Here is a 24,162-nt window from a genome sequence, read left to right as displayed (position 1 = left end):
CGACAGAACGGGACCAACCGTTCGCGGCACGCGGGAGAGAACGTCATGACGATCGCCATCCGGCAGCTTCAGAAACATTTTGTCGGCGAGGTGTCCGGCCTCGATCTGCGCAAGCCCCTCACCGAGGCGGAGGCGCGCGAGGTCGAGGCTGCCATGGACAAATATGCGGTGCTTGTCTTCCACGACCAGGACATCACCGACGAGCAGCAGATGGCCTTCGCCCTCAACTTCGGCCAGCGCGAGGATGCACGCGGCGGCACCGTGACCAAGGAGAAGGATTACCGGCTGCAGTCCGGCCTGAACGACGTCTCCAATCTCGGCAAGGACGGCAAGCCGCTGGCGAAGGACAGCCGCGCGCATCTGTTCAACCTCGGCAACTGCCTGTGGCATTCCGACAGCTCGTTCCGCCCGATTCCGGCAAAATTCTCGCTACTGTCGGCGCGGGTGGTGAATCCGAAGGGCGGCAACACCGAATTCGCAGACATGCGCGCGGCCTATGACGCGCTCGACGACGACACCAAGACGGAGATCGAGAACCTCGTCTGCGAACACTCGCTGATGTATTCGCGCGGATCGCTCGGCTTCACCGAATACACCGACGACGAGAAGGAGATGTTCAAGCCGGTGCTGCAACGGCTGGTGCGGACCCATCCCGTGCATCGCCGCAAGTCGCTCTATCTGTCATCACATGCCGGCAAGGTGGTCGGCATGAGCGTGCCGGAGGGACGCCTGCTGCTGCGCGATCTGAATGAGCACGCGACGCAAGCAGAGTTCGTCTACGTCCATAAATGGAAGCTGCATGACCTTGTGATGTGGGACAACCGCCAGACCATGCACCGCGTCCGCCGCTACGACCAGTCGCAACCGCGCGACATGCGCAGGGCGACGGTCGCGGGGACCGAGCCGACGGTGCAGCAGCAGGCGGCGGAGTAGGCGCGGCATAGCAACGGGTGTCATCGCCCGGCTTGACCGGGCGATCCAGTACTCCGAGACGGTCGTGATAGAAACGATAGGCTGCGGCGTACTGGATGCCCCGGTCAAGCCGGGGCATGACAGCAGAGGGTGACTCGCGACAGCGGTGGATGCCGCGCCAGCTACGCGTGCCCGGCCTCGTTCGAGAGCATGCCGGGGTCGATGCCGATCTTGCGCAGGGCGCGGCCGTATTTCTCGTCGACGTCGTCGCCGAAGATCAGGTCGGTGTCCGCATCGCAATGCAGCCAGCCATTGCTCTGGATCTCGGTCTCGAGCTGGCCCGGCGCCCAGCCGGCGTAGCCGAGCGCGAGGATGGCGTGCTTGGGGCCGGAGCCATTGGCGATCGCGCGCAGGATGTCGACGGTCGCGGTGAGGCAGACGCCGTCATCGATCCGCAGCGTCGCGTTCTCGATGTAGAAGTCGCTGGAATGCAGCACGAAGCCGCGGCCGGTATCGACCGGCCCGCCGCGCAGCACCTTCATGCTTTCGGCATTCTCCGGCAGCTTGATGTGCTCGCCCTTCTTGATGATGCCGAGCTGCTGCAACAGCTCGGGGAAGTCGATGCTGCCGGCGGGATGGTTGACGATGATGCCCATGGCGCCTTCCGCCGAATGAGCGCAGAGATAGATCACCGAGCGCTCGAAGCGGGGATCGCCCATCACGGGCATCGCGATCAGGAGGCGGCCGTCGAGATAGCCGGCTGAATTGGGAGGCGTGGGGCCCGCGTTGCGGGTGCTTTCGCCCGTCCTCTTGCCAGTGGGAGCCATCGGTGAAGCACTCCGGTTTCAATTCCTATCCTGATGTCGGACCTAGCCGCTGTCAAATCAAGGCTTGCAGAGATTAGATTCGAGTGCATCCATCACAAGCAATTCAATGGTTTGCCCCAGGGCGACCCTGTAAAGACGTGCCATGCTCACACAAGTTCCCCCGCGTGCGGCGATCGGCGTCGCGACAGCCCTGTTCGCGTCAGCGCTGGCCATCACCGCCTATGCCGACGACGCCTCGCCGTGGCAGCGCGACGGACATTCCGCGGTGCGGCTGCTGGCGGGATCGCGCAGTGGCGCCGTGCTGCTCGGCGGTATCGCCTTCCAGCTCCAGCCGGGCTGGAAGACCTATTGGCGCATGCCCGGCGATTCCGGCGTTCCGCCGCGGTTCGACTTCTCGAAATCCGATAATGTCGAAGCGGTGACGGTGATGTGGCCGGCGCCGCTGAAGTTCGACGACGGCGCCGGCGGCCACTCGATCGGCTATCACGACCAGATCGTGTTGCCGCTGCGCATCGTCGCCAAGTCGGCCGACAAGCCGGTGACGCTGCGCGCCGAGATCAACTACGCCGTGTGCGAGAAACTCTGCATTCCCGTCGAGGCCAATGCCGAGCTCGGCTTCAACAGCGTCGCCTCGACCGAAGACGCGAATTTGCGTGCGGCGCTCGACACCGTGCCGAAGCCCGCCACGATCGGCGATCCCAATCCGCTCACCATTCGCGACGTCAAGCGCGACGGCCCCAAGAACGTGGTGGTCGACGTGGTCGTGCCCGACGGCCGCAACGTCAATCTGTACGTGGAAGGGCCGACGCCCGACTGGGCATTGCCGATCCCGGCGCCGGTCGCGCACAGCGCGCCCGGAGTGAAGCGCTTCACGTTCGAGCTCGACGGGTTGCCGCCGGGCGCCAAGCCCGAGGGGGCCGCGCTGAAGTTCACGCTGGTCGGGCCCGAGAAGTCGTACGAGTTCAATACGAATCTGGAATGATGTTTCCCGATCGTCCCGGCTCCCGTGCAACATTGCACACGAGAACGTGTAATCGAGAAGGCGCAGACGTCAGCCTCTGACGCTCAAGCGGAAATCTTACGATCAGCCAGAGCATTACCGTTCCTAGACCCAGAGCAGTCCCAATTTTGGCGATGCCGAAGCAGCATGGTCAGGCTCGCAAGCGTCGTATAGGCTCCGCCAAACGTGGCATTCAGCGCCACGTCAAACCACAAGGAGCAAGCCATGATGAATCCAAGGATTCTTGGCGCGGCCGTGGTTGCGGCAGCCGCCTTGTTCAGTTCTGCTGCACCAGCGCAGTGGGCCCAATCCAATCCGGACCTCTGCCAAGCTGAATTCGCCAACTGCACGGGTCTTGGGACCGGCAGTCCCCCCACCAGCCCTCGGTATCGGCAAGTATCTCGGCGAGCAGCGTCTCAACAGCCGGCGCCAGTAGGCGCTCCCGCCGCCGGCAGCTGGGGCAATCCCGGCGGCTGGGGCAATTCCTACGCCATGTATGGCGGTGGCGGCGGCGGTTACGGCTGGAACGGCAGCTGGTCTCAATATGCCGCCCGCAACGGCATCGTCTGCAGGCCTGGCACCCTTTACAAGGGTGCTGACGGTCGCCAGCATCTCTGCCAATAGCCCATCTGCTCTGAAGTTACATCAGGCGGCCCCAAAGGGCCGCCTGTTGCATGCCGCGCCCTGACGCCGCGCCAGTTCATGCGTACACGTCCCAGGCCGGGACAACATCGGTGGTCCAACCGTATCTTAACGAATGGTTGCTAGGTCGAAGGCTGCCGCAGCATGCGGGACGCCTGATGCGGGCGCTTGGGGATCTTCGAATTGGCCGTGATGGATGCACAACCCGCAACGACCGGACCGGCCGGGCTGATCGTGCGGCTGCGGGCCAAGCTCACGGGCGGATCGAGCGAGGCGTCGCTGACGCGGCGACTGGCCGGCACCATCTTCATCATCCGCGTCATCAGCGCAGGCCTCGCCTATGTCTCGCAGGTGCTGCTGGCGCGCTGGATGGGCACGTCCGACTACGGCATCTATGTCTATGTCTGGACCTGGGTGCTGCTGCTCGGCAGCATGATGGATTTCGGTATCTCGGCCTCCGCGCAGAAGATCATTCCGGAGTACCGCGCCGGCGGCGAGCATGCACTGCTGCGCGGCTTCCTCTCCGGCAGCCGCTGGCTGACCTTTGCCGTCTCCACTCTGGTATCGCTCGGCCTTGCCGGCATCGTCAGGCTGCTGTCGCCCTGGATCGATCCGGCCGAGGTGCTGCCGCTCTATATCGGCTGCATGACGCTGCCCGCCTTCGTCGTCGCCAACACCCAGGACGGCATCGCGCGCTCGCATGACTGGATGCAGCTCGGCCTGATGCCGCAATTCATCATCCGTCAGGCGCTGATCATCGGCATCACGGGCGCTGCCTTCCTGCTCGGCTATCATCTCGGCGCGGTCGCCGCGATGGTCGCAAGCCTGGGCGCGGTGTGGATCGCGATGACCGGGCAGATGGTAGTGCTGAACCGCAAGCTCGCCGATCACATCGAGCCGGGCCCCAAGGCCTACGATGTCAGCGGCTGGCTCGCTGTCTCACTGCCGATCCTGCTGGTGGAGAGCTTCTACCTGCTCCTCTCCTACACCGACGTGCTGGTGCTGCAGCAGTTCCGCCCGTCCGACGAGGTCGGCGTCTATTTCGCCGTGGTGAAGACGCTGGCGCTGGTCTCGTTCATCCACTACGCGATGTCGGCGACAACGGCGCATCGCTTCGCGGAATACAATGCCAGCGGCGACAAGGCGCGGCTGTCGGCCTATGTCGCGCACGCCATCAACTGGACGTTCTGGCCGTCGCTGGCGGCGACCATCGTGCTGCTCGCGCTCGGCAAGCCGCTGCTCTGGCTGTTCGGGCCGCAATTCGTGGTCGGCTACGACATCATGTTCGTCGCCGCGATCGGCCTCGTGGTGCGCGCCGCGATCGGCCCGGTCGAGCGCCTGCTCAACATGCTCGGCCAGCAGAAGATCTGCGCGCTGGCCTATGCGCTCGCCTTCGTGATGAACCTCGTGCTCTGCGTGATCCTGGTGCCGCGCTTCGGCGGCCACGGCGCGGCGGCCGCGACCTCGATCTCGCTGAGCTTCGAGACGGTCCTGCTGTTCTGGATCGTGCGGCAGCGGCTGGGACTGCACGTGCTGGCGTTCAGCCATCGACTTGAGGCAATTGGAAAGCAATTCGGCACCTGATATAGTCAGGCATGGCTGCAAGCGATCTGCGAAACCTTCTGGAACGTGCCCAGACTTGGCCTGAAGAGGCCCAGAACGAGCTGGTTGCGATTGCTAGCGAAATCGAGAGCGAACTGCTCGGCGGCGAATATGAGGCGACGCAAGAAGAATTGCGGAGCATCGACGCGGCCTTAGCCTCAATAGATCGCGGAGAGGTCGCCACGGACGCCGAGGTCGCGGAGGTCTTCGCGAAATTTCGGCGCGGATGAGGGTCGCCTGGACCCGAGAGGCGCTTGCTGACCTCGAAGACATCGCGACCTATTTTGCCAGCAACGCCAGCCCAGCGATCGCCGAGGCCGTCGGACGAAGATTTTCTGGCGTCATCGAGCGCATCCGGGCTGCGCCTTTCTCATCGCCACGGGTCACACAACGTTCCCAGGTCCGCGTGGTAACGGTCGTCCGCTATCCGTTTCGGATATTTTACCGTGTCAGTGGCGAGGTCATTCATATCGTCCACATCCGCCACACGTCACGGCGGCCCCTCGCGGGGCTGAACGAGCCGGAAAGGCAATATGCTTCACCTCGGACCTGAGGACGGCTGTTTCGCAGCAGGCCCGGGAAAGAGGTGAAACACCCCTCGAGCCTTCCGTTGCAGCATGATTTTTCTTATTCCGCCCAAGTAGTTGCGCTCCAGGGAAAGTTTATTCTACGTCGTATTGCCCAACCGACGAGATAAACCTAAGCTTCCCCAGACCATGATCGATCCACTCTACGTCGCCTCCGGATTTGGCGTCGGCCTGCTTGTCGGGATGACCGGCGTCGGTGGCGGCTCGTTGATGACGCCGCTGCTGATCCTGCTGTTCGGCGTCCATCCCTCCACCGCTGTCGGCACCGATTTGCTCTATGCCGCCGCCACCAAGACCGGCGGCAGCTTCGTGCATGGCTGGTCGCGCAGCGTGCACTGGCCGGCGGTGCTGCGGCTCGCCTGCGGCAGCATTCCGGCGAGCGCGCTGACGCTGCTGCTGCTGTGGAAGCTCGACCTCAGAAGCGATGCCGAGCGCAGCCTGGTCAATCTCGTGCTGTGCTTCGCGCTGCTGCTGACCGCGACCTCGCTGATCTTCCGCAAGGCGATCATGGAGCGCTACCGCAGGACACTGGAGCGCGTCGACGAACGCACCACGGCGGTTGCGACCGTCATCACCGGCATCGTGCTCGGCGTGCTGGTGTCGATCTCGTCGGTCGGTGCCGGCGCGGTCGGCGTCACCGTGCTGCTGCTGCTCTACCCGCGCCTGCCGATGGCAACCATCGTCGGCTCCGACATCGCCCATGCGGTGCCGCTGACGCTGGTCGCCGGCATCGGGCACTGGGCGCTCGGCGATGTGGACTGGGGCCTGATGGGCGTGCTGCTGCTGGGCTCGCTGCCCGGCATCATCGTCGGCAGCTACAGCGCGACGCGCGTCCCCGAGACGGTGCTGCGCCTGACGCTTGCCAGCGTGCTGTTCGTGGTCGCCGGCAAGATCATGTTCGCGGAGCTGAACCTGTCGTCGGCGATCGTGACGGCGCTGGCCTGGACGCATTAGGCGGAAAGCTGCCGCCTCGCTCCCGCTCTCGTAGGGTGGGCAAAGCGAAGCGTGCCCACCGCTCTTTGCTCAATAGCGAAAAATGGTGGGCACGGCGCTGACGCGCCTTTGCCCAACCTACGGTACCGAGTGCTTACTCCGCGGTCCAGCCGCCGTCGATCGACAGGTTGGTGCCGGTGATCTGCGCGGCGTCGTCGCTGCACAGGAACAGCGCCAGCGCCGCGACCTGCTCGGAGGTGACGAACTCCTTGGTCGGCTGCGCGTCGAGCAGCACGTCGTTGATGACCTGCTCGCGCGTCAGGCCGCGCGCCTTCATGGTGTCGGGGATCTGCTTCTCCACCAGCGGGGTCCAGACATAGCCGGGGCTGATGCAGTTGCAGGTGATCTTGTGGGTTGCCACTTCCAGCGCCACGGTCTTGGTGAGACCGGCGATGCCGTGCTTGGCCGACACGTAGGCCGACTTGAAGGGCGAGGCGACCAGCGAGTGCGCCGACGCCGTGTTGATGATGCGGCCCCAGCCTTTCTTCTTCATGCCGGGCACCGCGGCGCGGATGGCATGGAAGGCCGAGGACAGGTTGATCGCGATGATCTGGTCCCACTTCTCCGGCGGGAACTCCTCGATCGGCGAGACGAACTGAATGCCGGCATTGTTGACGAGGACGTCGACCGAGCCGAACGACTTCTCGCCGAGCGCGATCATGCCGGCGATCTCGGCCGGCTTGGTCATGTCGGCGGGCGAGTAGACCGCCTTGACGCCGAAGTCGGATTCGATCTTGGCGCGCTCCTTCTCGATGTCTTCGGGGGAGCCGAAGCCGTTGATGACGACGTTGGCACCGGCGGCGGCAAAAGCGCGCGCATAGGCGAGCCCGATACCGCTGGTCGAACCGGTCACGACGGCGTTCTTGCCTGACAGAATACCCATGTTATTCGCTCCTTTTTGCCGGGGGCGCGGTGACGTCCCCCGTGAGATCGTAAGCCACCATGGTCTCGCCGGACTGCGGCTTCTCGAGCCAGTCCTTGTGGCGCATCGACAGATGCACGTCGCGCACGCCGGCTTCCCAATGCTCGACCATGGCGACATGCGAGAAGTCGTAATCCTTGGACGAGGATTCGTAGTTCTTGCTGCGATAGATCAAATGCACGACCGTGACGGTGCTCTCACGAGATGCCTTGGCGAGGAATTCGACGGAAGGGTCATTCTTGAGATAATCGGGCAATTTGGAAATGAGGTCGCGCACGGCCCGGCGCGCATTGTGGATCTGCCTGTTCTTGTCCGTATTCATGCGCGTGCGGCTGGAGAAGCGGATGTCCTTCTCGCGCTCGGTGGCCTCGAGCAGCGAATTCGGCAGATCCCCGCGCGCGGAAAACAGATCGACCTGGAAGATCAGCATGTCGCGCGCGAGCTCTGCGTCGAGCACGTAGTCGAGCGGGGTGTTGGAGGCGATGCCGCCGTCCCAATAATGCTCGCCGTCGATGATCACGGACGGGAAGCCCGGCGGCAGCGCGCCGGAGGCCATGATGTGCTCGGGGCCGATCTTCTTGCCGAGCTTCTTGAACTCGTAATTGTCGAAATATTTGAAGTTGCCGGAGGTGACGCCGACCGCGCCGACCGAGAAGCGCGTCTTGAGGTCGTTGATGCGGTCGAAATCGACCAGCCGCTCCAGCGTCTTCTTGAGCGGCGCGGTGTCGTAATAGCTCTCGGCTTCGCGATGGCCCGGCGGCCACATCGGCGCGGGCGGGACGCGCGGCACGAAGAAGCCGGGCACGCCGAAGGTGGCGATCAGCGCGGCACTGGTCGAGTTGAACAGCTCGCGGCTGTGATCGCTCTTGCCGACCGGCTTCCACGGCACCGGCGCCGACACCATTTCCCAGAATTCCTTCAGCCGCTTGACGCGGGTGTGGCCCTCATTGCCGGCGATGATGGCGGCGTTGATGGCGCCGATGGAGATGCCGGCGACCCATTCCGGCTCGAAGCCGTAGCCGCACAGCGCCTGATAGGCGCCGGCCTGATAGGAGCCGAGCGCGCCGCCGCCCTGCAGGACCAGGACGCGTTGTGCATTCGCGGGGACGCTGGCGGATTCCGGGCTATGATCGGTCATAAGGGAACATCGGTCATGCGGGAACAATAGCAAATGGCGCGCCACCGTGGCGACAGTCGGCCGCGGCGTCAATGCATCCCGGGATCAAGTCTGGCTTATCGCTCGGTCGAGGCCAGGATCATGGTCCAGAACACCTTGTACTTGGTGCCCGGAGCATAGCTGGCCGCAATGCCCAATTTTGTGACACCGCTCTTGAGCATGTTGGCGCGGTGCGGAGGCGAGTCGCGCCAGCCGGAAAACGCTTCCGCCAGCGTATGATAGCCGGCCGAGACGTTCTCGACAGCAACCGTGGCCGGATAGGCGCCTGTGGCAAGGCGCTTGGCCAGCGGCGCGCGGACGTCGTGGTCCATCTTGTTGGCCGCAGCCATGGCCTGGGACTGGGATTCGGCGAGCCGCATCAGGTCAGGATCGATCACGACCGTGCCGAGCATGTTGTTCTGGCGGTATTGCGAGATCATCACCGCGGCGGCCTGGGCGTCGAGCTTGGCGCCCGGGACCGCCATGTCGGTATACATCGACGGCTGCTGGACCGGTGCTTCGTTGCCGGCACAGCCGGCGAGCAGCAAAGTGATGAGAATTGCGGCCGCAGCGCGCATGAATCGAGGCCCCCAAATGAGGGGCCGTTGTTGCATACCAACCGTGGCTGAAAGGTGAATTTTGAGGAAAATCGTAGCTGTCATTCCGGGGCAGTGCGCAGCACTGAACCCGGAATCTCGAGATTCCGGGTCTGGTCCTTCGGACCATCCCGGAATGACAGCAACCTCAGCCTGCAAATATCCGGTAGCGGCGGGGATTGAGGCCGATGGTGTCGCCGGCGCGCAGTTCCTTGTCGCGGGGGGCGTCGATCTCGATGGTTTCGCCGCCTGACAGCGCGACCTCGGCCCGCTGCACCGGGCCGAAATTGCGGACATGCTGGACCGCGCCCTCGAAGGCTCCGGTGCCGGGCGGGCCGACCAGCATGTCATGTCGCCGTACGAACAGCTTTGACGCGCCAGGCGCTAGGCCCTCGGCCGCGAGCTGAAGCGGCCGGTCGCCGAGCCTGATGACGCCGCCGTCGACCTGGACCGGCAGCTCGATGGACTCACCGATGAAGCCGTGCACGAAGGCGGTCGCCGGGGTCTCATAGACGTCGTCGGGCGAGCCGATCTGCTCGATCCGGCCCTTGTCCATCACCACGACGCGGTTGGCGACTTCGAGCGCCTCCTCCTGGTCGTGGGTCACGAAGATCGAGGTGACGTTGATCTCGTGGTGCAGCGAGCGCAACCATCTGCGCAGCTCCTTGCGCACCTTCGCATCGAGCGCACCGAAGGGCTCGTCGAGCAGCAGGATGCGCGGCTCGATCGCGAGCGCCCGGGCGAGCGCGATGCGCTGGCGCTGGCCGCCGGAGAGCTGGCTCGGATAGCGGTCGGCGAGCCAGTCGAGCTGCACGAGATCGAGCAGCTCCTTGACGCGCGCACGGATGGTGGCTTCGTCCTTGCGGACCGCGCGGGGCTGCACGCGCAGGCCGAAGGCGACGTTCTCGAACACGGTCATGTGGCGGAACAGCGCGTAGTGCTGGAACACGAAGCCGACATTTCGTTCGCGCGCGCCCTGCGCCAGCGCATCCTCGCCGTTGAAGGAGACCTCGCCGGAATCAGGCCAGTCGAGGCCGGCGATGATCCGCAGCAAGGTGGTCTTGCCGGAGCCGGAGGGCCCGAGCAGCGCCAGCAATTCGCCGTTGTCGACCTTGAGGTCGACGCCGTCGAGGGCGGCGAAGCTGCCGAACTTCTTGACGAGATTCCTGACTTCAATGGTCACTTGCGTCTTCTCCTTCGTCGAGATGACGTTCGAGGACGGTTTTTGCGATCAGCGTGATCAGCGCGAGCATCGCCAGCAGCGAGGCGATCGCGAAGGCGGCGACGAACTGGTATTCGTTGTAGAGGATCTCGACCAAGAGCGGCATGGTGTTGGTCTCGCCGCGGATGTGGCCGGAGACGACCGAGACCGCGCCGAACTCGCCCATCGCGCGCGCATTGCAGAGCAGGACGCCGTAGAGCACGCCCCATTTGATGTTGGGCAGCGTGACCCGGAAAAAGGTCTGCAAGCCGGAGGCGCCGAGCGAGATCGCGGCCTCCTCCTCCTGCGTGCCCTGCTCCTGCATCAAGGGGATCAGCGCACGCGCCACGAACGGGAAGGTCACGAAGGTGGTCGCAAGCGCAATGCCGGGCACCGCGAACAGGATCTGGATGTCATGGTCGCGCAGCCAGCTGCCGAAATAGCCTTGCGCGCCGAACAGCAGCACGAAAACGAGGCCCGAGATCACCGGACTCACGGAGAACGGCAGGTCGATCAGCGTGATCAGGAAGGTCTTGCCCTTGAACTCGAACTTGGCGATGGCCCAGGCGGCGACGAGGCCGAACACGAGATTGAGACCGACCGAGATCGCCGCGACGATCAGCGTCAGCTTGATCGCCGCCATCGCCTCCGGCTCGGCGAGTGCAGCGAGATAGGCGAGGATGCCGCGCGAAAACGCCTGCGCGAACACGACGACCAGCGGCAGCACGACGAAGACGGTGAGGAACATGATCGCCAGCGTGATGATGGCGATGCGCACCGCGCGCGGCTCGGTGCGCAGGTTGTCGCGCGCGGCCGCCGCATGCGCGCGCGTCTTGGCGTCGGAGGCCGAGAGCGACACGGTATCTGCGATCTGCATCGTCATCGCATCCCTCCTCAACGCGCCGGAATCCGGCTCTGCGCCCAGCGCTGGAGCCGGTTGACGGCGAAGATGATGACGAAAGATACGACGAGCATGACCACCGCGATGGCGGTCGCATCGGCATAGCGGAATTCGGAGAGCCGGATCACGATCAAGAGCGGGGCGATCTCGGAGACGTTGGGCAGATTACCGGCGATGAAGATCACCGAGCCGTATTCGCCGACGGCGCGGGCGAAGGCGAGCGCGAGACCCGTGAGCAGCGCCGGCGCGAGCGAGGGCAGGATCACGCGGATAATGGTCTGCCAGCGGCTCGCGCCGAGACTACCGGCAGCCTCCTCGATCTCAGGGTCGAGGTCCTGCAGCACCGGCTGCACGGTGCGGACCACGAAGGGGATGCCGATGAAGATCATGGCGACGAAGATGCCGACCGGCGTGAATGCCACCTTGATGCCGAGCGCGGCGAGCGGCGCCCCCAGCCAGCCCTTCTCGGCGAACAGCGCGGTCAGCGCGACGCCGGCCACCGCCGTCGGCAGCGCGAACGGCACGTCGACAATGGCGTCGAAGATGCGCCGACCGGGGAAGCGGTAGCGCACCAGCGCCCAGACGATGATGCTGCCCATCACCAGATTGACGCAGGCCGCCGCGAAGGCGAGCCCGAAGGAGACCCGGAGCGCATTCAGGGTGCGGCGGCTGGAGAGGATGGCCCAGAACTGCTCGGGGCTCAGCTCAAGCGTGCGCAGGAACAGGCCGGCGAGCGGAATCAGGATGATGATCGACAGCCAGGAAAGCGTCAGTCCCATCGTGAGACCGAAGCCCGGCAATGTCCGTCGTCGTGCTGCGAGTGCGCTCACCAGGCCCCCTGCTAAAGCCTCCTACGACAGCGCCCGATCAGTTCTTGTAAATCTGATCGAAAACGCCGCCGTCGGCAAAATGTTCCTTCTGCGCCTTGGTCCAGCCGCCGAAGACGTCGTCGATCGTGAACAGCTCGACCTTCGCGAAGGAGTTTTCATACTTCTTGGCAATCTCGGCGTCGCGCGGACGGTAGAAGTTGCGCGCCGCAATCTCCTGGCCTTCCTTGGTGTACCAGTACTGAAGGTAGGCATCGGCCGCGTTGCGGGTGCCCTTCTTGTCGGCAACCTTGTCCACGATCGCGACCGGCGGCTCGGCGAGGATCGACTGCGGCGGCGCCACGATCTCGAACTTGTTCGCGCCGAACTCCTTCAGCGCGAGGAACGCCTCGTTCTCCCAGGCGAGCAGCACGTCGCCGACGCCGCGCTCGACGAAGGTCACGGTGGCGCCACGTGCGCCGGTATCCAGCACCGGAACCTGCTGATAGAGCTTTCCGATGAAGTCCTTGGCCTTGTCGGCCGAGCCGTACTTCTTCTGCGCAAAGCCCCAGGCGGCGAGATAATTCCAGCGCGCCCCGCCCGAGGTCTTCGGGTTCGGCGTGATCACGGCAACGCCGGACTTGAGCAGATCGTCCCAGTCCTTGATGCCCTTGGGATTGCCCTTGCGCACCAGGAACACGATGGTCGAGGTGTAGGGTGATGAATTCTGCGGCAGCCGCTTCTGCCAGTCGGCCGCGGTCAGGCCCTTGTTCGCGATGGCGTCGATGTCATAGGCGAGCGCCAGCGTCACCACATCGGCCTGCAAGCCGTCGATCACGCTACGCGCCTGCGAACCGCTGCCGCCATGCGACTGCTTGATCTCGACGCTCTTGCCTGTCTCCTTCTGATAGGCGGTCGCGAACGCCTTGTTGAACTCGGCATAGAGCTCACGCGTCGGATCGTACGACACGTTCAACAAATTGATGTCAGCGGCGAGAGCCGAGCTTGCCAAGAATCCCGTTACGAGCAGTCCTGCCGCGAGCGGAACGATACGGCGCATCATGTCCATCTCCATTCACCTCGACGACATCGGCGTCATCGATGGCAGGCATAACTCGTGGCGAAACGCGCTTAAGTCAACGGAACCGGATTTTCTTGTTCGAAGCCGGGCAGCGCAGCTGTGCTACGAAATCTTCATCGTGTGGATGCCGCATTCTGTCTTCGCCCGGCCGCGCCAGCGACCGGCGCGCGCATCCTCGCCTTCGGCCGTTCTGCTGGTGCAAGGCATACACCCAACCGACAGGAAACCGGAGGCAGCCAGTGGATGACGCGGCAATTTGGCGCGGACGAAGATCGCTTCGAGTTCCTCGCGCGAGACATTGGCGAAGGGATTGAACTTCAACCGCGCGCCGTCGTCCTCGACGACGGGAATATCGGCGCGTGCATTGCCCTGAAAGCGCTTGCGGCCGTTGAGCCAGGCGTCGAACGGCTTCAGCGCGCGCGCCAGCGGCTCGACCTTGCGGATGCGGCAGCAGGCGTCGGGATCAGAGAACCAGAGATCGCGGTCGGGATCGTCGCGCGACAGCGCCTCCTCGGCCGGCTTGATCGAGCGGACGTCCTTCAGGCCGAGCGTTTCGATCAGCGTATCGCGATAGGCCAGCGTCTCCTCGAACAGCCATCCGGTGTCGAGGAAGATCACGGGGATCGCAGGATCGACATCCGCCATCACCTTCAACAGCGTCGCCGATTCCGCGCCGAAGGACGACACGAGCGCAAGCTTCTCGCGCCCGACCGTCTCCAGCGCCGCGGCGATGACCTCCGCGGGCGAGGCATCGCGCAAGGCGCGAGCGAGCTCCTCCGCCGAAGGCAGCGCAGACACGGACGAGACCTGAGGCGCGATCGCGTTCACGTGCCGACACCTTCGGAGTGACGCAGCTGCATGCGCCGGTGCAGCGCCGTGATGCGGCCATCGCCGGTCGGCTGGTAGAACACCGAATAGCGTTTGGCAGTCTGCATGAAGGCTTCCGCGTCGGCCTGCTTCTTGACCTCGAACGAGTCGAAGCCGGCACGCAGCATGAAGACGAACTGGTCGCGCAGCACCTGCCCCGTCGCACGCAGCTCGCCGCGGTAGTTGTAGCGCTCGCGCAGCAGCCGCGCCTGGCTATAGGCGCGCCCATCCCGGAAGCTCGGGAACACCAGCGCTACGGCGGCGATCCTGCCGAGATACGGCACGAGCTCGGCGATGTCGCGATTGTTGGGCCAGATCACGCCGACCTTGCCGGAACGCTTGAGCAGCGCAACGGCCTCGCCAAGAAAGCGCTCGGCCGGCACCAGAATGTCGCCGCCCTCGGGCAGCGGGGTGTCGACGGCGAGCTTGACGAAGCTGTCGTCGGCGATCTTTCCGCCGTTAACGAGTGGCATAGACGCGCTCCTTGAAGGGTTCGACACCGAGGCGCTTCACCGTGTCGACGAACAGCTCCTCCGGCCGCTCGCGCAGCGCAAGATAAGCCTCCACGACGTCCTCGATGACGTCGGCGACCTCGTCGAACTTGACGCCGGGGCCGATCAGATTGCCGAGTGCGGCGCTCTCGTCGGCGCGGCCGCCAATGGTGATCTGATAGACCTCCTCGCCGTTCTTCTCGACGCCGAGAATGCCGATATGGCCGACATGGTGATGGCCGCAGGCATTGATGCAGCCGGAGATGTTGATGTGGAGCCGGCCAATCAGGTTGGCCAGCTCGTGATTGGCAAAGCGCCGCGTCAATTCCTGCGCGATCGGGATCGAGCGCGCATTCGCCAGCGAGCAATAGTCGAGCCCGGGGCAGGCGATGATGTCGGTGATCAGATTGACGTTCGGCGTCGCCAGCCCGAGCTTGTCGAGCGCCTTCCACAGCGCCGGCAGGTCGCGCTTGGCGACGTGCGGCAGCGCCAGATTCTGCTCGTGACCGACGCGGATCTCGCCGAAGGAATATTTGTCGGCGAGATCGGCCAGCGCATCCATCTGCTCGGCGGTGGCATCGCCGGGAGGCGCTCCGATCGGCTTCAGCGAGATCGTGACGATGGAGTAGCCGGGGTTCTTGTGAGCGGCGACCGAGTTCTTGCGCCAGGCCTCGAACTCGGGATCGGCGGCGGCCTGCCGCAGCTCGTCCGGCATATGCGGCAGTTTCTCGTAAGACGGATAGATGAAGCGCGAGCGGATGTCCTCGATCACCTCGTCGTCGATCTGGAGCGAGGAGTTGCGAATGTGCTGCCACTCCTCCTCGACCTCGCGCGAAAACTTCTCGATGCCGAGCTCGTGCACCAGGATCTTGATCCGCGCCTTGTAGATGTTGTCGCGGCGTCCGTACTGGTTGTAGACGCGCAGAATGGCCTCGATATAGCTGAGCAGATCGCGGCCGTGGACGAAGTGCTTGATGGTCTTGCCGATGAACGGCGTGCGGCCGAGGCCGCCCCCGACCAGAACCTCGAAGCCGGTCTCGCCCTTCTCGTTCTTGATCAGACGCAGGCCGATATCGTGAACCTTGATCGCGGCGCGGTCGTGATCCGACGCGGTGATCGCGATCTTGAACTTGCGCGGCAGGAACGAGAATTCCGGGTGCAGCGTGGTATGCTGGCGGATCAGCTCCGACCAGATGCGGGGATCCTCGATCTCGCCCGGCGCGACGCCAGCCCACTGATCCGAGGTGACGTTGCGCATGTTGTTGCCGGAGGTCTGCATCGCGTGGATGCCGACTTCGGCGAGATCGGCGAGCGCATCCGGCAGGTCCGACAGCTTGATCCAGTTGAACTGGATGTTCTGGCGCGTGGTGAAATGGCCGTAGCCGCGGTCGTATTTGCGCGCGACATGGGCAAGCGCCCGCAACTGGTTCGACGCCAGCGTTCCGTAGGGAATCGCGACGCGGAACATGTAGGCGTGCAGCTGCAGATAGACGCCGTTCTGCAGGCGCAGCATCTTGAATTCGTCCTCGGTGAGCTCGCCCGAGAGACGGCGCTGCACCTGGTCGCGGAATTCAGAGACGCGCTCGTTGACCAGCGTGCGGTCGATTTCGTCGTAAGCGTACATGATTAGAGTGCCTTACAGCTCGACCTGCGATCAGACCGGCAAGCCGATTGTCACGCCGTCGCGGCGGATCTGCTCGCGCAGATTGCCCGGCAGGATCTTGCCGGCATCATCGACCTGCACCGGCGCGATATAGGGGCCGATTGCGCCGACGTCATCGGCAACGGCCTCGGCAAGCAACGCTTTCGCCTCATCCGAGTTTCGCACGATCGCGGCATCGGTCAGTTCCACGGACCAGCCCTTGGCGGCGGTGCGATAGACCACCACGCCGTCCCAGGTGCGGTTGGCGGTCACAACGGACGGGCCCGTGATTTTCAGTTTTTGTTGCAGAGGGGAGGTCATTCAGCTGCATCCAATAGGTCAGAGATGATTTCTTTGGGTGTCTGGCGGCGAAGCGAGCCGGCATGCCGGACCACGTCGCCGATGATGAGGATGGCGGGACCACCATGGATCCGCCGCACGAGCTCGGGCAAATCACGCAGCGTACCGATCGCTCCTTGCGCATCGGGCCGCGTGACACGGGCGAACACGCCGACCGGCGTCTCCGGCGAACGGCCGGCCGCGAACAGACCTGCGCGCACGGCTGGCGCAGCGGTCATGCCCATGTAGACGACAACGGTCATCTTGGTGTCGGTCAGCGTCGACCAGTCCACGGCTTCGGCATCGCGCGCCTTGTGCGCGGTGAGGAAGGTGATGCGGGTCGCTTCGTGACGATAGGTGAGCGGCACCTCGAAATCGGCGGCGCCGCCGAGCCCCGCCGTGATGCCGGGGATGATCGAATAGGCGATGCCGGCGGCGCGCAAGGCTTCGACCTCTTCGCCGCCACGGCCGAACACGAAGGGATCGCCGCCCTTCAGCCGCACGACGCGCTGGCCTGCTTGTGCGGCCTCGATCATGCGCTTGTTGATGGCGTCCTGGCCGATACCGGGCTTGCCGACGCGGCGGCCGACCGGCACGCGCGTGGTGTCGCGGCGGATGCGGTCGAGAATTTCGGGCGAGACCAATTCGTCATGGAAGACGATGTCGGCGTCCTGGAGTGCGCGCAGCGCCTTGATGGTGAGAAGGTCCGGGTCGCCGGGACCGGCGCCCACAAGCGCGACCGAGCCTTCCGGCTTGTCGGCACGCGCGAATGCGGACGGATCGGAAATCGCCTTGAGCGATGCGTCGGCTTCGCCTTTGCGGCCGGCGAGCACCGCGGCGCCGATCGGGCCGTCGATGACGCGCTCCCAGAAGCGGCGACGCAGCGGAAACTCGACGATGCGCTCGTTGATGGATTTGCGGAAGGCGCCGATGAACTCGGCGAGCTCGCCGATGCGCGCCGGCAGCAGCGCCTCGATCTTCTCGCGCACGCGCCGCGCCACCACCGGCGAGGTGCCGCCGGTGCCGACGGCGACCACGACATCGCCGCGGTCGACGATGGCCGGGAAGATGAAGCTGGAATGCTCGAGATCGTCCATGACGTTGACGGGCAGGCCGAGCGCCTTGGCGCGCGCCGACATGGCAACGCCGACGTCGCCCGCGCCTGCGCAGACGATGGCGATGACGCCGGAGAGATCAGCCGTCAGCGGATCGTCGGCCGCGATTTCGATACGCGACGCGCCCTCAGAGCCGAAACCAAAGTCATGATTGCCGTCGATCGCATGCACGCGGAGGCGCGCGCAGGCAGCGGCGAGCACGCGCAACTTGGCGCGCAAAAGCTCACCCGCGCCGATGAGGACCACCGGACCGGCCTTCAGATCGAGAAACACCGGCAAGAACCGCATGCGATACTCGCTTCCCCCACATCCGGGGTTGACTGGAATTATTTTCTATATATGTGTCGTTTCGAGCGCGCAAAGAGAAAATTTTTTCTTCTCTTCTGCACCGCAACTATAGAAAATTCGCCTCCAAACGCAAAGTGGCAGAGATGCATCTTCTCAGGACCGATTCTGGTGCAGATGGGCACGACTCCCGCGCCCCCGTTTCCGAGCAAATTCCAATCGGGCTGACCGCCCCCAGCATGGACCATTTGGACCAGCTCGAGGCGCAGAGCATCTACATCTTTCGCGAGGCCTTCGCCCGCCTGAAGAAGATCGCCTTGCTGTGGTCGCTCGGCAAAGACTCCAACGTCATGATCTGGCTGGCGCGGAAGGCCTTCTTTGGCAAGATGCCGTTCCCGGCCCTCCATGTCGACACCGGCAAGAAGTTTCCGGAGATGTATCGCTTTCGCGATCATTACGGGAAGGAGTGGGATCTCGATCTCCGTGTCGAGCCCTGCCCGCCCATCGATGCCGTCGACCCAACGCTGCCGCCGGCCGCCCGTTCCGCCGCGCGCAAGACGGAAGGGCTCAAGATGGCACTCGCCAAATACGGCTTCGACGGCCTGATCGCCGGCATCCGCCGCGACGAGGAAGCGACGCGCGCCAAGGAGCGCGTGTTCTCGCCGCGCGGCCTCGAAGGCAATTGGGACGTGCGCGACCAGCCGCCGGAGTTCTGGGATCATTTCAACGCCTCGCCGCCGCAGGGCGCGCATTTGCGCATCCACCCGATCCTGCATTGGACCGAGGCCGACATCTGGGCCTACACCAAGCGCGAGAACATCCCGATCATCCCGCTCTATCTCTCGCAGAACGGCAAGCGCTATCGCTCGCTGGGCGATCAGGACATCACCAATCCCGTGAACTCGACGGCGTCGACCATCGACGAGATCCTGATCGAGCTCGAACAGACCAAGGTGCCGGAACGCGCCGGGCGCGCGCTCGACCACGAGACCGAGGACGCCTTCGAGCGCCTTCGCGTCGCCGGCTATCTCTGATCAAGGACGCTTTGTGGCTATGAACATGATCGTCACTCCCGCTTCGCCGGCCACTCCGAACGGCACCACGCGTCCGCAAGTGCGCATCGTCATCGTCGGCCATGTCGACCACGGCAAGTCGACGCTGGTCGGCCGCCTGCTGCACGAGACCGGCAGCCTGCCCGACGGCAAGCTCGAAATGCTCAAAGCCGTCAGCGCGCGGCGCGGCATGCCGTTCGAATGGTCGTTCCTGCTCGATGCGCTGCAGACCGAGCGCGACCAGGGCATCACCATCGACACCACGCAAATCCGCTTCCGCACCAATTCGCGCGACATCGTGCTGATCGACGCACCCGGCCACGCCGAATTCCTGCGCAACATGATCACCGGCGCCTCGCAGGCCGACGGCGCGGTGCTGATCATCGACGCGCTGGAAGGCGTGCGCGACCAGACCAGGCGGCACGGCTATCTCCTGCATCTGCTCGGCGTGAAGCAGGTCGCTGTCGTCGTCAACAAGATGGACCGCGTCGACTTCTCCGCCGAGCGTTTCAAGGACATCAGCGACGAGATTTCCGCGCATCTGAGCGGTCTCGGCGTGACGCCGACGGCCGTGATCCCGATTTCCGCGCGCGACGGCGACGGCGTCGCCGAGCGCACCGGCCGCATCGGCTGGTACAAGGGACCGACCGTGGTCGAGGCGCTCGACCGGCTCGAACCCGCGCGACCGCTGGAAGCGCTGGCGCTGCGGCTGCCGGTGCAGGCGATCTACAAGTTCGATGACCGCCGCATCGTCGCCGGCCGCATCGAATCCGGCAGCCTCGTTGCCGGCGATGAGATCGTGATCATGCCGGCCGGCAAGATCGCGAAGATCAAGACGGTCGAGAGCTGGCCGGCGACGCCGGTGGCGGGACGTCAGGGCGCCGGCCGCTCGGTCGGCATCACGCTCGACCGCGAATTGTTCATCGAGCGCGGCGACATCGTCGCGCATGCCGGCACCGCCCCGCGCGAGACGCGCCGCCTGCGTGCGCGCATTTTCTGGCTGCACGACAAGCCGCTCGCCAAGGGCGACCAGCTGCTGGTGCGCTGCGGACCGAAGGAAAGCCGCGCCACCGTCGTCGCCATCGAGAAGGCGGTCGATCCCGGCGAGCTCTCGAGCAGCGAGAACAAGGCGATCGGCCGCAACCATGTCGGCGAGATCGACATTTCTCTTTCGAATCCGATCGCAACCGATCCCTACACCGAGAATCCGCGCACCGGGCGTCTCGTGATCGAGGTGTCCGGACGCATCGCCGGCGGCGGTCTCGTGCTGTCGGTCGATGCCGGCCAGCGCGCCGTGCCCGTCGACATCGTGCCGGTGGAATCGGCACTCCGTCCCGACGAGCGCTCCGCGCGCTATCAGCACAACGGTGCCGTGGTCTGGCTCACCGGCCTTCCGGCTTCCGGCAAGTCGACGCTGGCAAAGGCGCTGGAGCGACGTCTCTTCACCAATGGCGGCTCGCCGATCCTGCTCGACGGCGACACGCTGCGCGCAGGCCTCAACAGCGATCTCGGCTTCTCCGCCGCCGATCGCAGCGAGAACATCCGCCGCCTTGCCGAGGTCGCGACACACCTCGCCCGCAACGGCCACATCGCAATCGTCGCGGCCGTGTCGCCGGCCCGCGAGGACCGCGCCGCCGCACGCCGCATCGCCGACACCGCGTTCCGCGAGATCCATGTCGCGACGCCGGCCGGCGTCTGCGAGGACCGCGATCCCAAGGGCCATTACAAGAAGGCGCGCGCCGGCACGCTGCAATCCTTCACCGGCATCCTCAACGACTATGAGGCGCCGCAGGCCGCCGAGCTCGTGATCGACACGTCGAAGCGGACGGTGGCCGAGGCGGCGGACGAGATCGAGCAGATGCTGAAATCGACCGGCGTGCTGTTCGACGAACTCGTGGACCTCGCTGCGAATATTTGAGGCAGGCTCCATCCGCTTGCACCGCCGCGTCCCCTCCCCCCTTGCGGGAGGGGGAGGGTTAGGGAGAGGGGTCCACACGGGGACTCTCTCCATCAATATGAGCACACCGCTCCGTCGAATTCCGACACACCTTTTCCTGGGCTACCCCCCTCCCCCACCCTCCCCCGCAAGGGGGGAGGGAGCGCAGTTGTGCGCATGACGCGAAGTCGGGCTCAATCGGCTTTGTAAAACGCGCCAGCCCACATCACCTTGACATTTTGACAAACCCCCGGGGGTCTTCTCACCGCCCCGATTTTGGGGCTAATAGGTCCGGAAAGCCGCCCCTCGTGGGCGCATTTTGCTGCTGTCGGGTCAAAAGCAGCCAAAAACAGCCATTTCCAACAAGAAAGCCCATCATGAAACGCGTCGACGCCCACGGATTGAAGATCGCTCCCGTCCTGTTTGACTTCATCGCCAAGGAAGCGGCCCCGAAAACGGGGATCGCGCCGGATGCGTTCTGGGCCGGGGTTGCCGCCATCATCAAGGACCTGGGGCCGAAGAACCGCGCGCTGCTGGCGGTGCGCGACACGCTGCAGGCCAAGATCGACGACTGGCATCGCGCCAACAAGGGCAAGGCGTTCGACCTCGATGCCTACACCGCCTTCCTGAAGGAGATCGGCTATCTCGTCCCGGAGCCGGCGACGCAGAAGGTCGAGACCGCCAATGTCGACGAGGAGATCGGCAAGATCTGCGGTCCGCAGCTGGTTGTTCCCCTCACCAATGCGCGCTATGCGCTGAACGCGGCGAATGCGCGCTGGGGTTCGCTCTATGATGCCTTCTACGGCACCGACGCAATCCCGCACGATCCGTCCGAGAGCGGCAAGGGCTACAACAAGGCGCGCGGCGACAAGGTGATCGCCAAGGCCAAGGCGTTCCTCGACGCCGCCGCGCCGCTCGCGACCGGCAGCCACACCGACGTCACCGCCTACAGCATCGTCGCGGGCCAGCTCGCGGTGAAGCTGAAGAGCGGCAATGCGACCGCGCTGAAGAATGCCGCGCAGTTCGCCGGCTTCCAGGGCGATGCCGCTGCGCCGAGCGCGGTGCTGCTCGCCGACAACGGCCTGCATGTCGAGGTGAAGATCGATCGCAGCAGCGCGATCGGCAAGGACGATCCGGCCGGCGTCGCCGACATGATCATGGAGGCCGCCGTCTCCACCATTCTAGACATGGAAGACTCGGTCGCTGCGGTTGATGCCGAAGACAAGGTGCTGGTCTATCGCAACACGCTCGGCCTGATGAACGGCACGCTGTCGGCCGATTTCGAGAAGGGCGGCAAGACGCTGACGCGCTCGCTCAACACCGACCGCGTCTACAAGACGCCTGACGGCAAGGGCGAAGTGAAGCTGCACGGCCGCAGCCTGCTGCTGATGCGCAACTGCGGTCACCACATGTTCACCGATGCGGTGCTGGACGAGAAGGGCGAGGAAGTGCCGGAAGGCCTCCTGGACGCCGCCGTCTCGGGCCTGCTCGCGATCCACGACCTCAAGGGCAACTCCAAGGTCAAGAACAGCCGCACCGGATCGGCCTATATCGTCAAGCCGAAGATGCACGGCCCGGACGAGGTGTCGCTGACCTGCGAGATCTTCGACCGCGTCGAGAAGATGCTCTCGCTGCCCGAGAACACGCTCAAGGTCGGCATCATGGACGAGGAGCGGCGTACCACCGTCAACCTCAAGGCCTGCATCCAGCGCGCCTCCAAGCGCATCATGTTCATCAACACCGGCTTCCTCGACCGCACCGGCGACGAGATCCACACGTCGATGGAAGCGGGTCCGATGATCCGCAAGAACGAAATGAAAGCGCAGGCCTGGATCAAGGCCTATGAAGACTGGAACGTCGACATGGGCCTGACCTGTGGCCTGCCCGGCCACGCCCAGATCGGCAAGGGCATGTGGGCCGCGCCCGACAAGATGGCGGACATGCTGGCGCAGAAGCTTGGCCATCCGCAGGCCGGCGCCACCACCGCCTGGGTGCCCTCGCCGACGGCTGCGACGCTGCACGCGCTGCACTATCACCAGGTCAACGTCATCGCGCGCCAGCAGGAGCTGACCAAGGGCGGGCCGCGCGCGAAGCTGTCGGACATCCTCACCATTCCGGTGTCGAAGTCGAACTGGGCGCCTGATGACGTCAAGCAGGAGATCGACAACAACTGCCAGGGCATCCTCGGCTATGTCGTGCGCTGGATCGACCAGGGCGTCGGCTGCTCCAAGGTGCCCGACATCCACGATGTCGGCCTGATGGAAGACCGCGCGACGTTGCGCATCTCCAGCCAGCATCTCGCCAACTGGCTGCACCAGGGCGTGATCACCGAGGCGCAGGTGATGGAATCGCTGAAGCGCATGGCCGTCGTCGTCGACAAGCAGAACGCCGGCGATCCCATCTACAAGCCGATGGCGCCTGCCTTCGACGGCGTCGCCTTCAAGGCGGCCTGCGACCTCATCTTCAAGGGCCGCGAGCAACCGAACGGCTACACCGAATACATCCTCACCGCGCGCCGCCGCGAGGCCAAGGCTCTTGGATAACTAGGCGCTGGGCTGAGCGAAGTCACAGAAACGTCAAAAGCCCCGGCCTGCGCCGGGGCTTTTTTGTTGGGCGAAAACGTCGCGACGGCTTGCGGAACGGCTGCGCGCGCCTCGCGTTGTCCGGCCATCAACCCATGGGAGATGGTCATGGACTGGAATCGGATCGAAGGAAACTGGAAGCAGTTCAAGGGATCGGCCAAGGAGAAATGGGGCAAGCTCACTGACGACGATCTCCAACTGATCGAGGGTCGCCGCGAGCAACTCGAGGGCCGGCTCCAGGAACGCTATGGCAAGGCCAAGGACCAGGTTCGTCAGGACGTCGACGACTGGCTGAAGTCGCTGCACTAGCACGGCACGAACGAAGCCCCGGCTCAGGCCGGGGCTTTTTGTTTAGGGAGCCGTCGCTAGAACACCGTCAAATATTTCAACAGCGACACCACGCCAATGATGATGACGATGACGCGCGCGATCTGCTTGGCGCGGCCGTCCATCGGCAGCATGTTGATGAGATAGAGCACGAGGATGACGACGAGAAAGGTGACGAGGACGCCGATCAGCATTGCAGGGACCCCCCTTCTGGCAAATTGCTAACGGTGTCCTAACGCCCGTCTCGCGCGCCGGTTCCATTCCAGCAACCCATTGCAACTTCTAGTAAATGCGTATTTC

Annotated in this window: 24 protein-coding genes; 10 read left to right on the top strand and 14 right to left on the bottom strand. The window is 64.6% G+C overall.

Annotated features, from left to right (window positions below):
- Positions 1 to 45 precede the first annotated feature (45 nt).
- The gene (locus XH79_RS16855) at positions 46 to 933 is read left to right on the top strand and encodes a TauD/TfdA dioxygenase family protein (RefSeq protein ID WP_271582329.1); all 888 of its coding nucleotides are present in this window, start codon (positions 46 to 48) and stop codon (positions 931 to 933) included.
- A 161-nt stretch (positions 934 to 1,094) separates the two neighbouring features.
- On the opposite strand, the gene XH79_RS16850 is transcribed toward XH79_RS16855, so the two are convergent.
- Positions 1,095 to 1,739, bottom strand: coding sequence for a YqgE/AlgH family protein (locus XH79_RS16850; RefSeq protein ID WP_212344731.1), 645 nt, complete (start codon positions 1,737 to 1,739; stop codon positions 1,095 to 1,097).
- Between the two features lie 142 nt (positions 1,740 to 1,881).
- On the opposite strand from XH79_RS16850, the gene XH79_RS16845 reads away from it, so the two are divergent.
- From XH79_RS16845 to XH79_RS16825, 5 genes are all read left to right on the top strand, one after another.
- Positions 1,882 to 2,721 carry a protein-disulfide reductase DsbD domain-containing protein gene (locus XH79_RS16845; protein WP_212344728.1) on the top strand — a complete coding sequence of 280 codons (840 nt, stop codon included), beginning with the start codon at positions 1,882 to 1,884 and terminating at the stop codon, positions 2,719 to 2,721.
- An 843-nt stretch (positions 2,722 to 3,564) separates the two neighbouring features.
- Positions 3,565 to 4,965 carry a flippase gene (locus XH79_RS16840; RefSeq protein ID WP_271582338.1) on the top strand — a complete coding sequence of 467 codons (1,401 nt, stop codon included), beginning with the start codon at positions 3,565 to 3,567 and terminating at the stop codon, positions 4,963 to 4,965.
- A gap of 11 nt (positions 4,966 to 4,976) precedes the next feature.
- Entirely contained in the window at positions 4,977 to 5,213 is a 237-nt protein-coding gene (locus tag XH79_RS16835) for a hypothetical protein (RefSeq protein ID WP_271582328.1), read from the top strand.
- The gene (locus XH79_RS16830) at positions 5,210 to 5,536 is read left to right on the top strand and encodes a type II toxin-antitoxin system RelE/ParE family toxin (protein ID WP_271582327.1); all 327 of its coding nucleotides are present in this window, start codon (positions 5,210 to 5,212) and stop codon (positions 5,534 to 5,536) included. Before XH79_RS16835 ends, XH79_RS16830 begins: the two co-directional genes overlap by 4 nt.
- 163 nt (positions 5,537 to 5,699) lie before the next feature.
- A complete protein-coding gene (locus tag XH79_RS16825) occupies positions 5,700 to 6,524 on the top strand; it encodes a sulfite exporter TauE/SafE family protein (protein WP_212344724.1) in 825 nt (274 codons plus the stop codon).
- A 133-nt stretch (positions 6,525 to 6,657) separates the two neighbouring features.
- Here XH79_RS16825 and XH79_RS16820 read toward each other — a convergent pair whose 3' ends face one another.
- The 12 genes from XH79_RS16820 to cysG all read right to left on the bottom strand — a co-directional run bounded on the left by XH79_RS16820 (position 6,658) and on the right by cysG (position 17,968).
- A complete protein-coding gene (locus tag XH79_RS16820) occupies positions 6,658 to 7,446 on the bottom strand; it encodes a 3-hydroxybutyrate dehydrogenase (protein ID WP_271582326.1) in 789 nt (262 codons plus the stop codon).
- Position 7,447: 1 nt separating this feature from the next.
- On the bottom strand, positions 7,448 to 8,623 hold the full coding sequence (locus tag XH79_RS16815; protein ID WP_271582325.1) for a DUF3734 domain-containing protein: 1,176 nt from the start codon (positions 8,621 to 8,623) through the stop codon (positions 7,448 to 7,450).
- A 95-nt stretch (positions 8,624 to 8,718) separates the two neighbouring features.
- The gene (locus XH79_RS16810) at positions 8,719 to 9,219 is read right to left on the bottom strand and encodes a CAP domain-containing protein (protein ID WP_212344721.1); all 501 of its coding nucleotides are present in this window, start codon (positions 9,217 to 9,219) and stop codon (positions 8,719 to 8,721) included.
- 166 nt (positions 9,220 to 9,385) lie between these two features.
- The gene (locus tag XH79_RS16805) at positions 9,386 to 10,420 is read right to left on the bottom strand and encodes a sulfate/molybdate ABC transporter ATP-binding protein (protein ID WP_212344720.1); all 1,035 of its coding nucleotides are present in this window, start codon (positions 10,418 to 10,420) and stop codon (positions 9,386 to 9,388) included.
- A complete protein-coding gene (gene cysW / locus XH79_RS16800; RefSeq protein WP_212344719.1) occupies positions 10,410 to 11,321 on the bottom strand; it encodes a sulfate ABC transporter permease subunit CysW in 912 nt (303 codons plus the stop codon). Before cysW ends, XH79_RS16805 begins: the two co-directional genes overlap by 11 nt.
- An 11-nt stretch (positions 11,322 to 11,332) precedes the next feature.
- A complete protein-coding gene (gene cysT, locus XH79_RS16795) occupies positions 11,333 to 12,169 on the bottom strand; it encodes a sulfate ABC transporter permease subunit CysT (RefSeq protein ID WP_271582324.1) in 837 nt (278 codons plus the stop codon).
- A 37-nt stretch (positions 12,170 to 12,206) separates the two neighbouring features.
- Positions 12,207 to 13,220, bottom strand: a complete 1,014-nt coding sequence (locus XH79_RS16790) for a sulfate ABC transporter substrate-binding protein (protein WP_433996660.1) — start codon at positions 13,218 to 13,220, stop codon at positions 12,207 to 12,209.
- Positions 13,221 to 13,328: 108 nt separating this feature from the next.
- Positions 13,329 to 14,054, bottom strand: coding sequence for a phosphoadenylyl-sulfate reductase (locus XH79_RS16785; RefSeq protein ID WP_271582323.1), 726 nt, complete (start codon positions 14,052 to 14,054; stop codon positions 13,329 to 13,331).
- Entirely contained in the window at positions 14,051 to 14,566 is a 516-nt protein-coding gene (locus tag XH79_RS16780; RefSeq protein ID WP_271582322.1) for a DUF934 domain-containing protein, read from the bottom strand. Before XH79_RS16780 ends, XH79_RS16785 begins: the two co-directional genes overlap by 4 nt.
- Positions 14,553 to 16,208, bottom strand: a complete 1,656-nt coding sequence (locus XH79_RS16775; protein WP_271582321.1) for a nitrite/sulfite reductase — start codon at positions 16,206 to 16,208, stop codon at positions 14,553 to 14,555. Before XH79_RS16775 ends, XH79_RS16780 begins: the two co-directional genes overlap by 14 nt.
- 30 nt (positions 16,209 to 16,238) lie before the next feature.
- Positions 16,239 to 16,547 carry a DUF2849 domain-containing protein gene (locus tag XH79_RS16770; protein ID WP_211402763.1) on the bottom strand — a complete coding sequence of 103 codons (309 nt, stop codon included), beginning with the start codon at positions 16,545 to 16,547 and terminating at the stop codon, positions 16,239 to 16,241.
- The gene (gene cysG, locus XH79_RS16765; protein WP_271582320.1) at positions 16,544 to 17,968 is read right to left on the bottom strand and encodes a siroheme synthase CysG; all 1,425 of its coding nucleotides are present in this window, start codon (positions 17,966 to 17,968) and stop codon (positions 16,544 to 16,546) included. The genes XH79_RS16770 and cysG overlap by 4 nt, the downstream gene beginning before the upstream one ends.
- A gap of 236 nt (positions 17,969 to 18,204) precedes the next feature.
- Here cysG and cysD point away from each other — a divergent pair, with 236 nt between their 5' ends.
- From cysD to XH79_RS16745, 4 genes are all read left to right on the top strand, one after another.
- Complete coding sequence (gene cysD, locus XH79_RS16760) at positions 18,205 to 18,999, top strand: sulfate adenylyltransferase subunit CysD (protein WP_212344701.1); 795 nt, start codon at positions 18,205 to 18,207, stop codon at positions 18,997 to 18,999.
- A 19-nt stretch (positions 19,000 to 19,018) separates the two neighbouring features.
- The gene (gene cysC, locus XH79_RS16755; protein ID WP_271582319.1) at positions 19,019 to 20,935 is read left to right on the top strand and encodes an adenylyl-sulfate kinase; all 1,917 of its coding nucleotides are present in this window, start codon (positions 19,019 to 19,021) and stop codon (positions 20,933 to 20,935) included.
- Positions 20,936 to 21,330: 395 nt separating this feature from the next.
- On the top strand, positions 21,331 to 23,496 hold the full coding sequence (locus tag XH79_RS16750) for a malate synthase G (RefSeq protein ID WP_271582318.1): 2,166 nt from the start codon (positions 21,331 to 21,333) through the stop codon (positions 23,494 to 23,496).
- 147 nt (positions 23,497 to 23,643) lie between these two features.
- A complete protein-coding gene (locus XH79_RS16745; protein WP_008546815.1) occupies positions 23,644 to 23,844 on the top strand; it encodes a CsbD family protein in 201 nt (66 codons plus the stop codon).
- A 56-nt stretch (positions 23,845 to 23,900) separates the two neighbouring features.
- On the opposite strand, the gene XH79_RS16740 is transcribed toward XH79_RS16745, so the two are convergent.
- Positions 23,901 to 24,056, bottom strand: a complete 156-nt coding sequence (locus XH79_RS16740; RefSeq protein WP_130363252.1) for a Thivi_2564 family membrane protein — start codon at positions 24,054 to 24,056, stop codon at positions 23,901 to 23,903.
- Positions 24,057 to 24,162: the final 106 nt, after the last annotated feature.

Source organism: Bradyrhizobium sp. CCBAU 45389, assembly GCF_028128625.1.
GTDB lineage: Bacteria > Pseudomonadota > Alphaproteobacteria > Rhizobiales > Xanthobacteraceae > Bradyrhizobium > Bradyrhizobium liaoningense_B.
The sequence above is the reverse complement of the archived record's forward strand: the minus strand, read 5'-3'. Positions and strand labels throughout refer to the sequence as shown.

Bases quoted from the DNA above. Each gene is read 5' to 3' on its own strand.
- cysW (WP_212344719.1), bottom strand. From the start codon at position 11,321: ATGACGATGCAGATCGCAGATACCGTGTCGCTCTCGGCCTCCGACGCC.
- XH79_RS16835 (WP_271582328.1), top strand. From the start codon at position 4,977: ATGGCTGCAAGCGATCTGCGAAACCTTCTGGAACGTGCCCAGACTTGG.
- cysC (WP_271582319.1), top strand. From the start codon at position 19,019: ATGAACATGATCGTCACTCCCGCTTCGCCGGCCACTCCGAACGGCACC.
- XH79_RS16775 (WP_271582321.1), bottom strand. From the start codon at position 16,208: ATGTACGCTTACGACGAAATCGACCGCACGCTGGTCAACGAGCGCGTC.
- cysG (WP_271582320.1), bottom strand. From the start codon at position 17,968: ATGCGGTTCTTGCCGGTGTTTCTCGATCTGAAGGCCGGTCCGGTGGTC.
- XH79_RS16790 (WP_433996660.1), bottom strand. From the start codon at position 13,220: ATGGAGATGGACATGATGCGCCGTATCGTTCCGCTCGCGGCAGGACTG.
- XH79_RS16740 (WP_130363252.1), bottom strand. From the start codon at position 24,056: ATGCTGATCGGCGTCCTCGTCACCTTTCTCGTCGTCATCCTCGTGCTC.
- XH79_RS16855 (WP_271582329.1), top strand. From the start codon at position 46: ATGACGATCGCCATCCGGCAGCTTCAGAAACATTTTGTCGGCGAGGTG.
- XH79_RS16750 (WP_271582318.1), top strand. From the start codon at position 21,331: ATGAAACGCGTCGACGCCCACGGATTGAAGATCGCTCCCGTCCTGTTT.
- XH79_RS16745 (WP_008546815.1), top strand. From the start codon at position 23,644: ATGGACTGGAATCGGATCGAAGGAAACTGGAAGCAGTTCAAGGGATCG.
- XH79_RS16810 (WP_212344721.1), bottom strand. From the start codon at position 9,219: ATGCGCGCTGCGGCCGCAATTCTCATCACTTTGCTGCTCGCCGGCTGT.
- XH79_RS16780 (WP_271582322.1), bottom strand. From the start codon at position 14,566: ATGCCACTCGTTAACGGCGGAAAGATCGCCGACGACAGCTTCGTCAAG.
- XH79_RS16850 (WP_212344731.1), bottom strand. From the start codon at position 1,739: ATGGCTCCCACTGGCAAGAGGACGGGCGAAAGCACCCGCAACGCGGGC.
- XH79_RS16825 (WP_212344724.1), top strand. From the start codon at position 5,700: ATGATCGATCCACTCTACGTCGCCTCCGGATTTGGCGTCGGCCTGCTT.
- XH79_RS16815 (WP_271582325.1), bottom strand. From the start codon at position 8,623: ATGACCGATCATAGCCCGGAATCCGCCAGCGTCCCCGCGAATGCACAA.
- XH79_RS16845 (WP_212344728.1), top strand. From the start codon at position 1,882: ATGCTCACACAAGTTCCCCCGCGTGCGGCGATCGGCGTCGCGACAGCC.
- XH79_RS16820 (WP_271582326.1), bottom strand. From the start codon at position 7,446: ATGGGTATTCTGTCAGGCAAGAACGCCGTCGTGACCGGTTCGACCAGC.
- XH79_RS16830 (WP_271582327.1), top strand. From the start codon at position 5,210: ATGAGGGTCGCCTGGACCCGAGAGGCGCTTGCTGACCTCGAAGACATC.
- cysD (WP_212344701.1), top strand. From the start codon at position 18,205: ATGGACCATTTGGACCAGCTCGAGGCGCAGAGCATCTACATCTTTCGC.
- XH79_RS16770 (WP_211402763.1), bottom strand. From the start codon at position 16,547: ATGACCTCCCCTCTGCAACAAAAACTGAAAATCACGGGCCCGTCCGTT.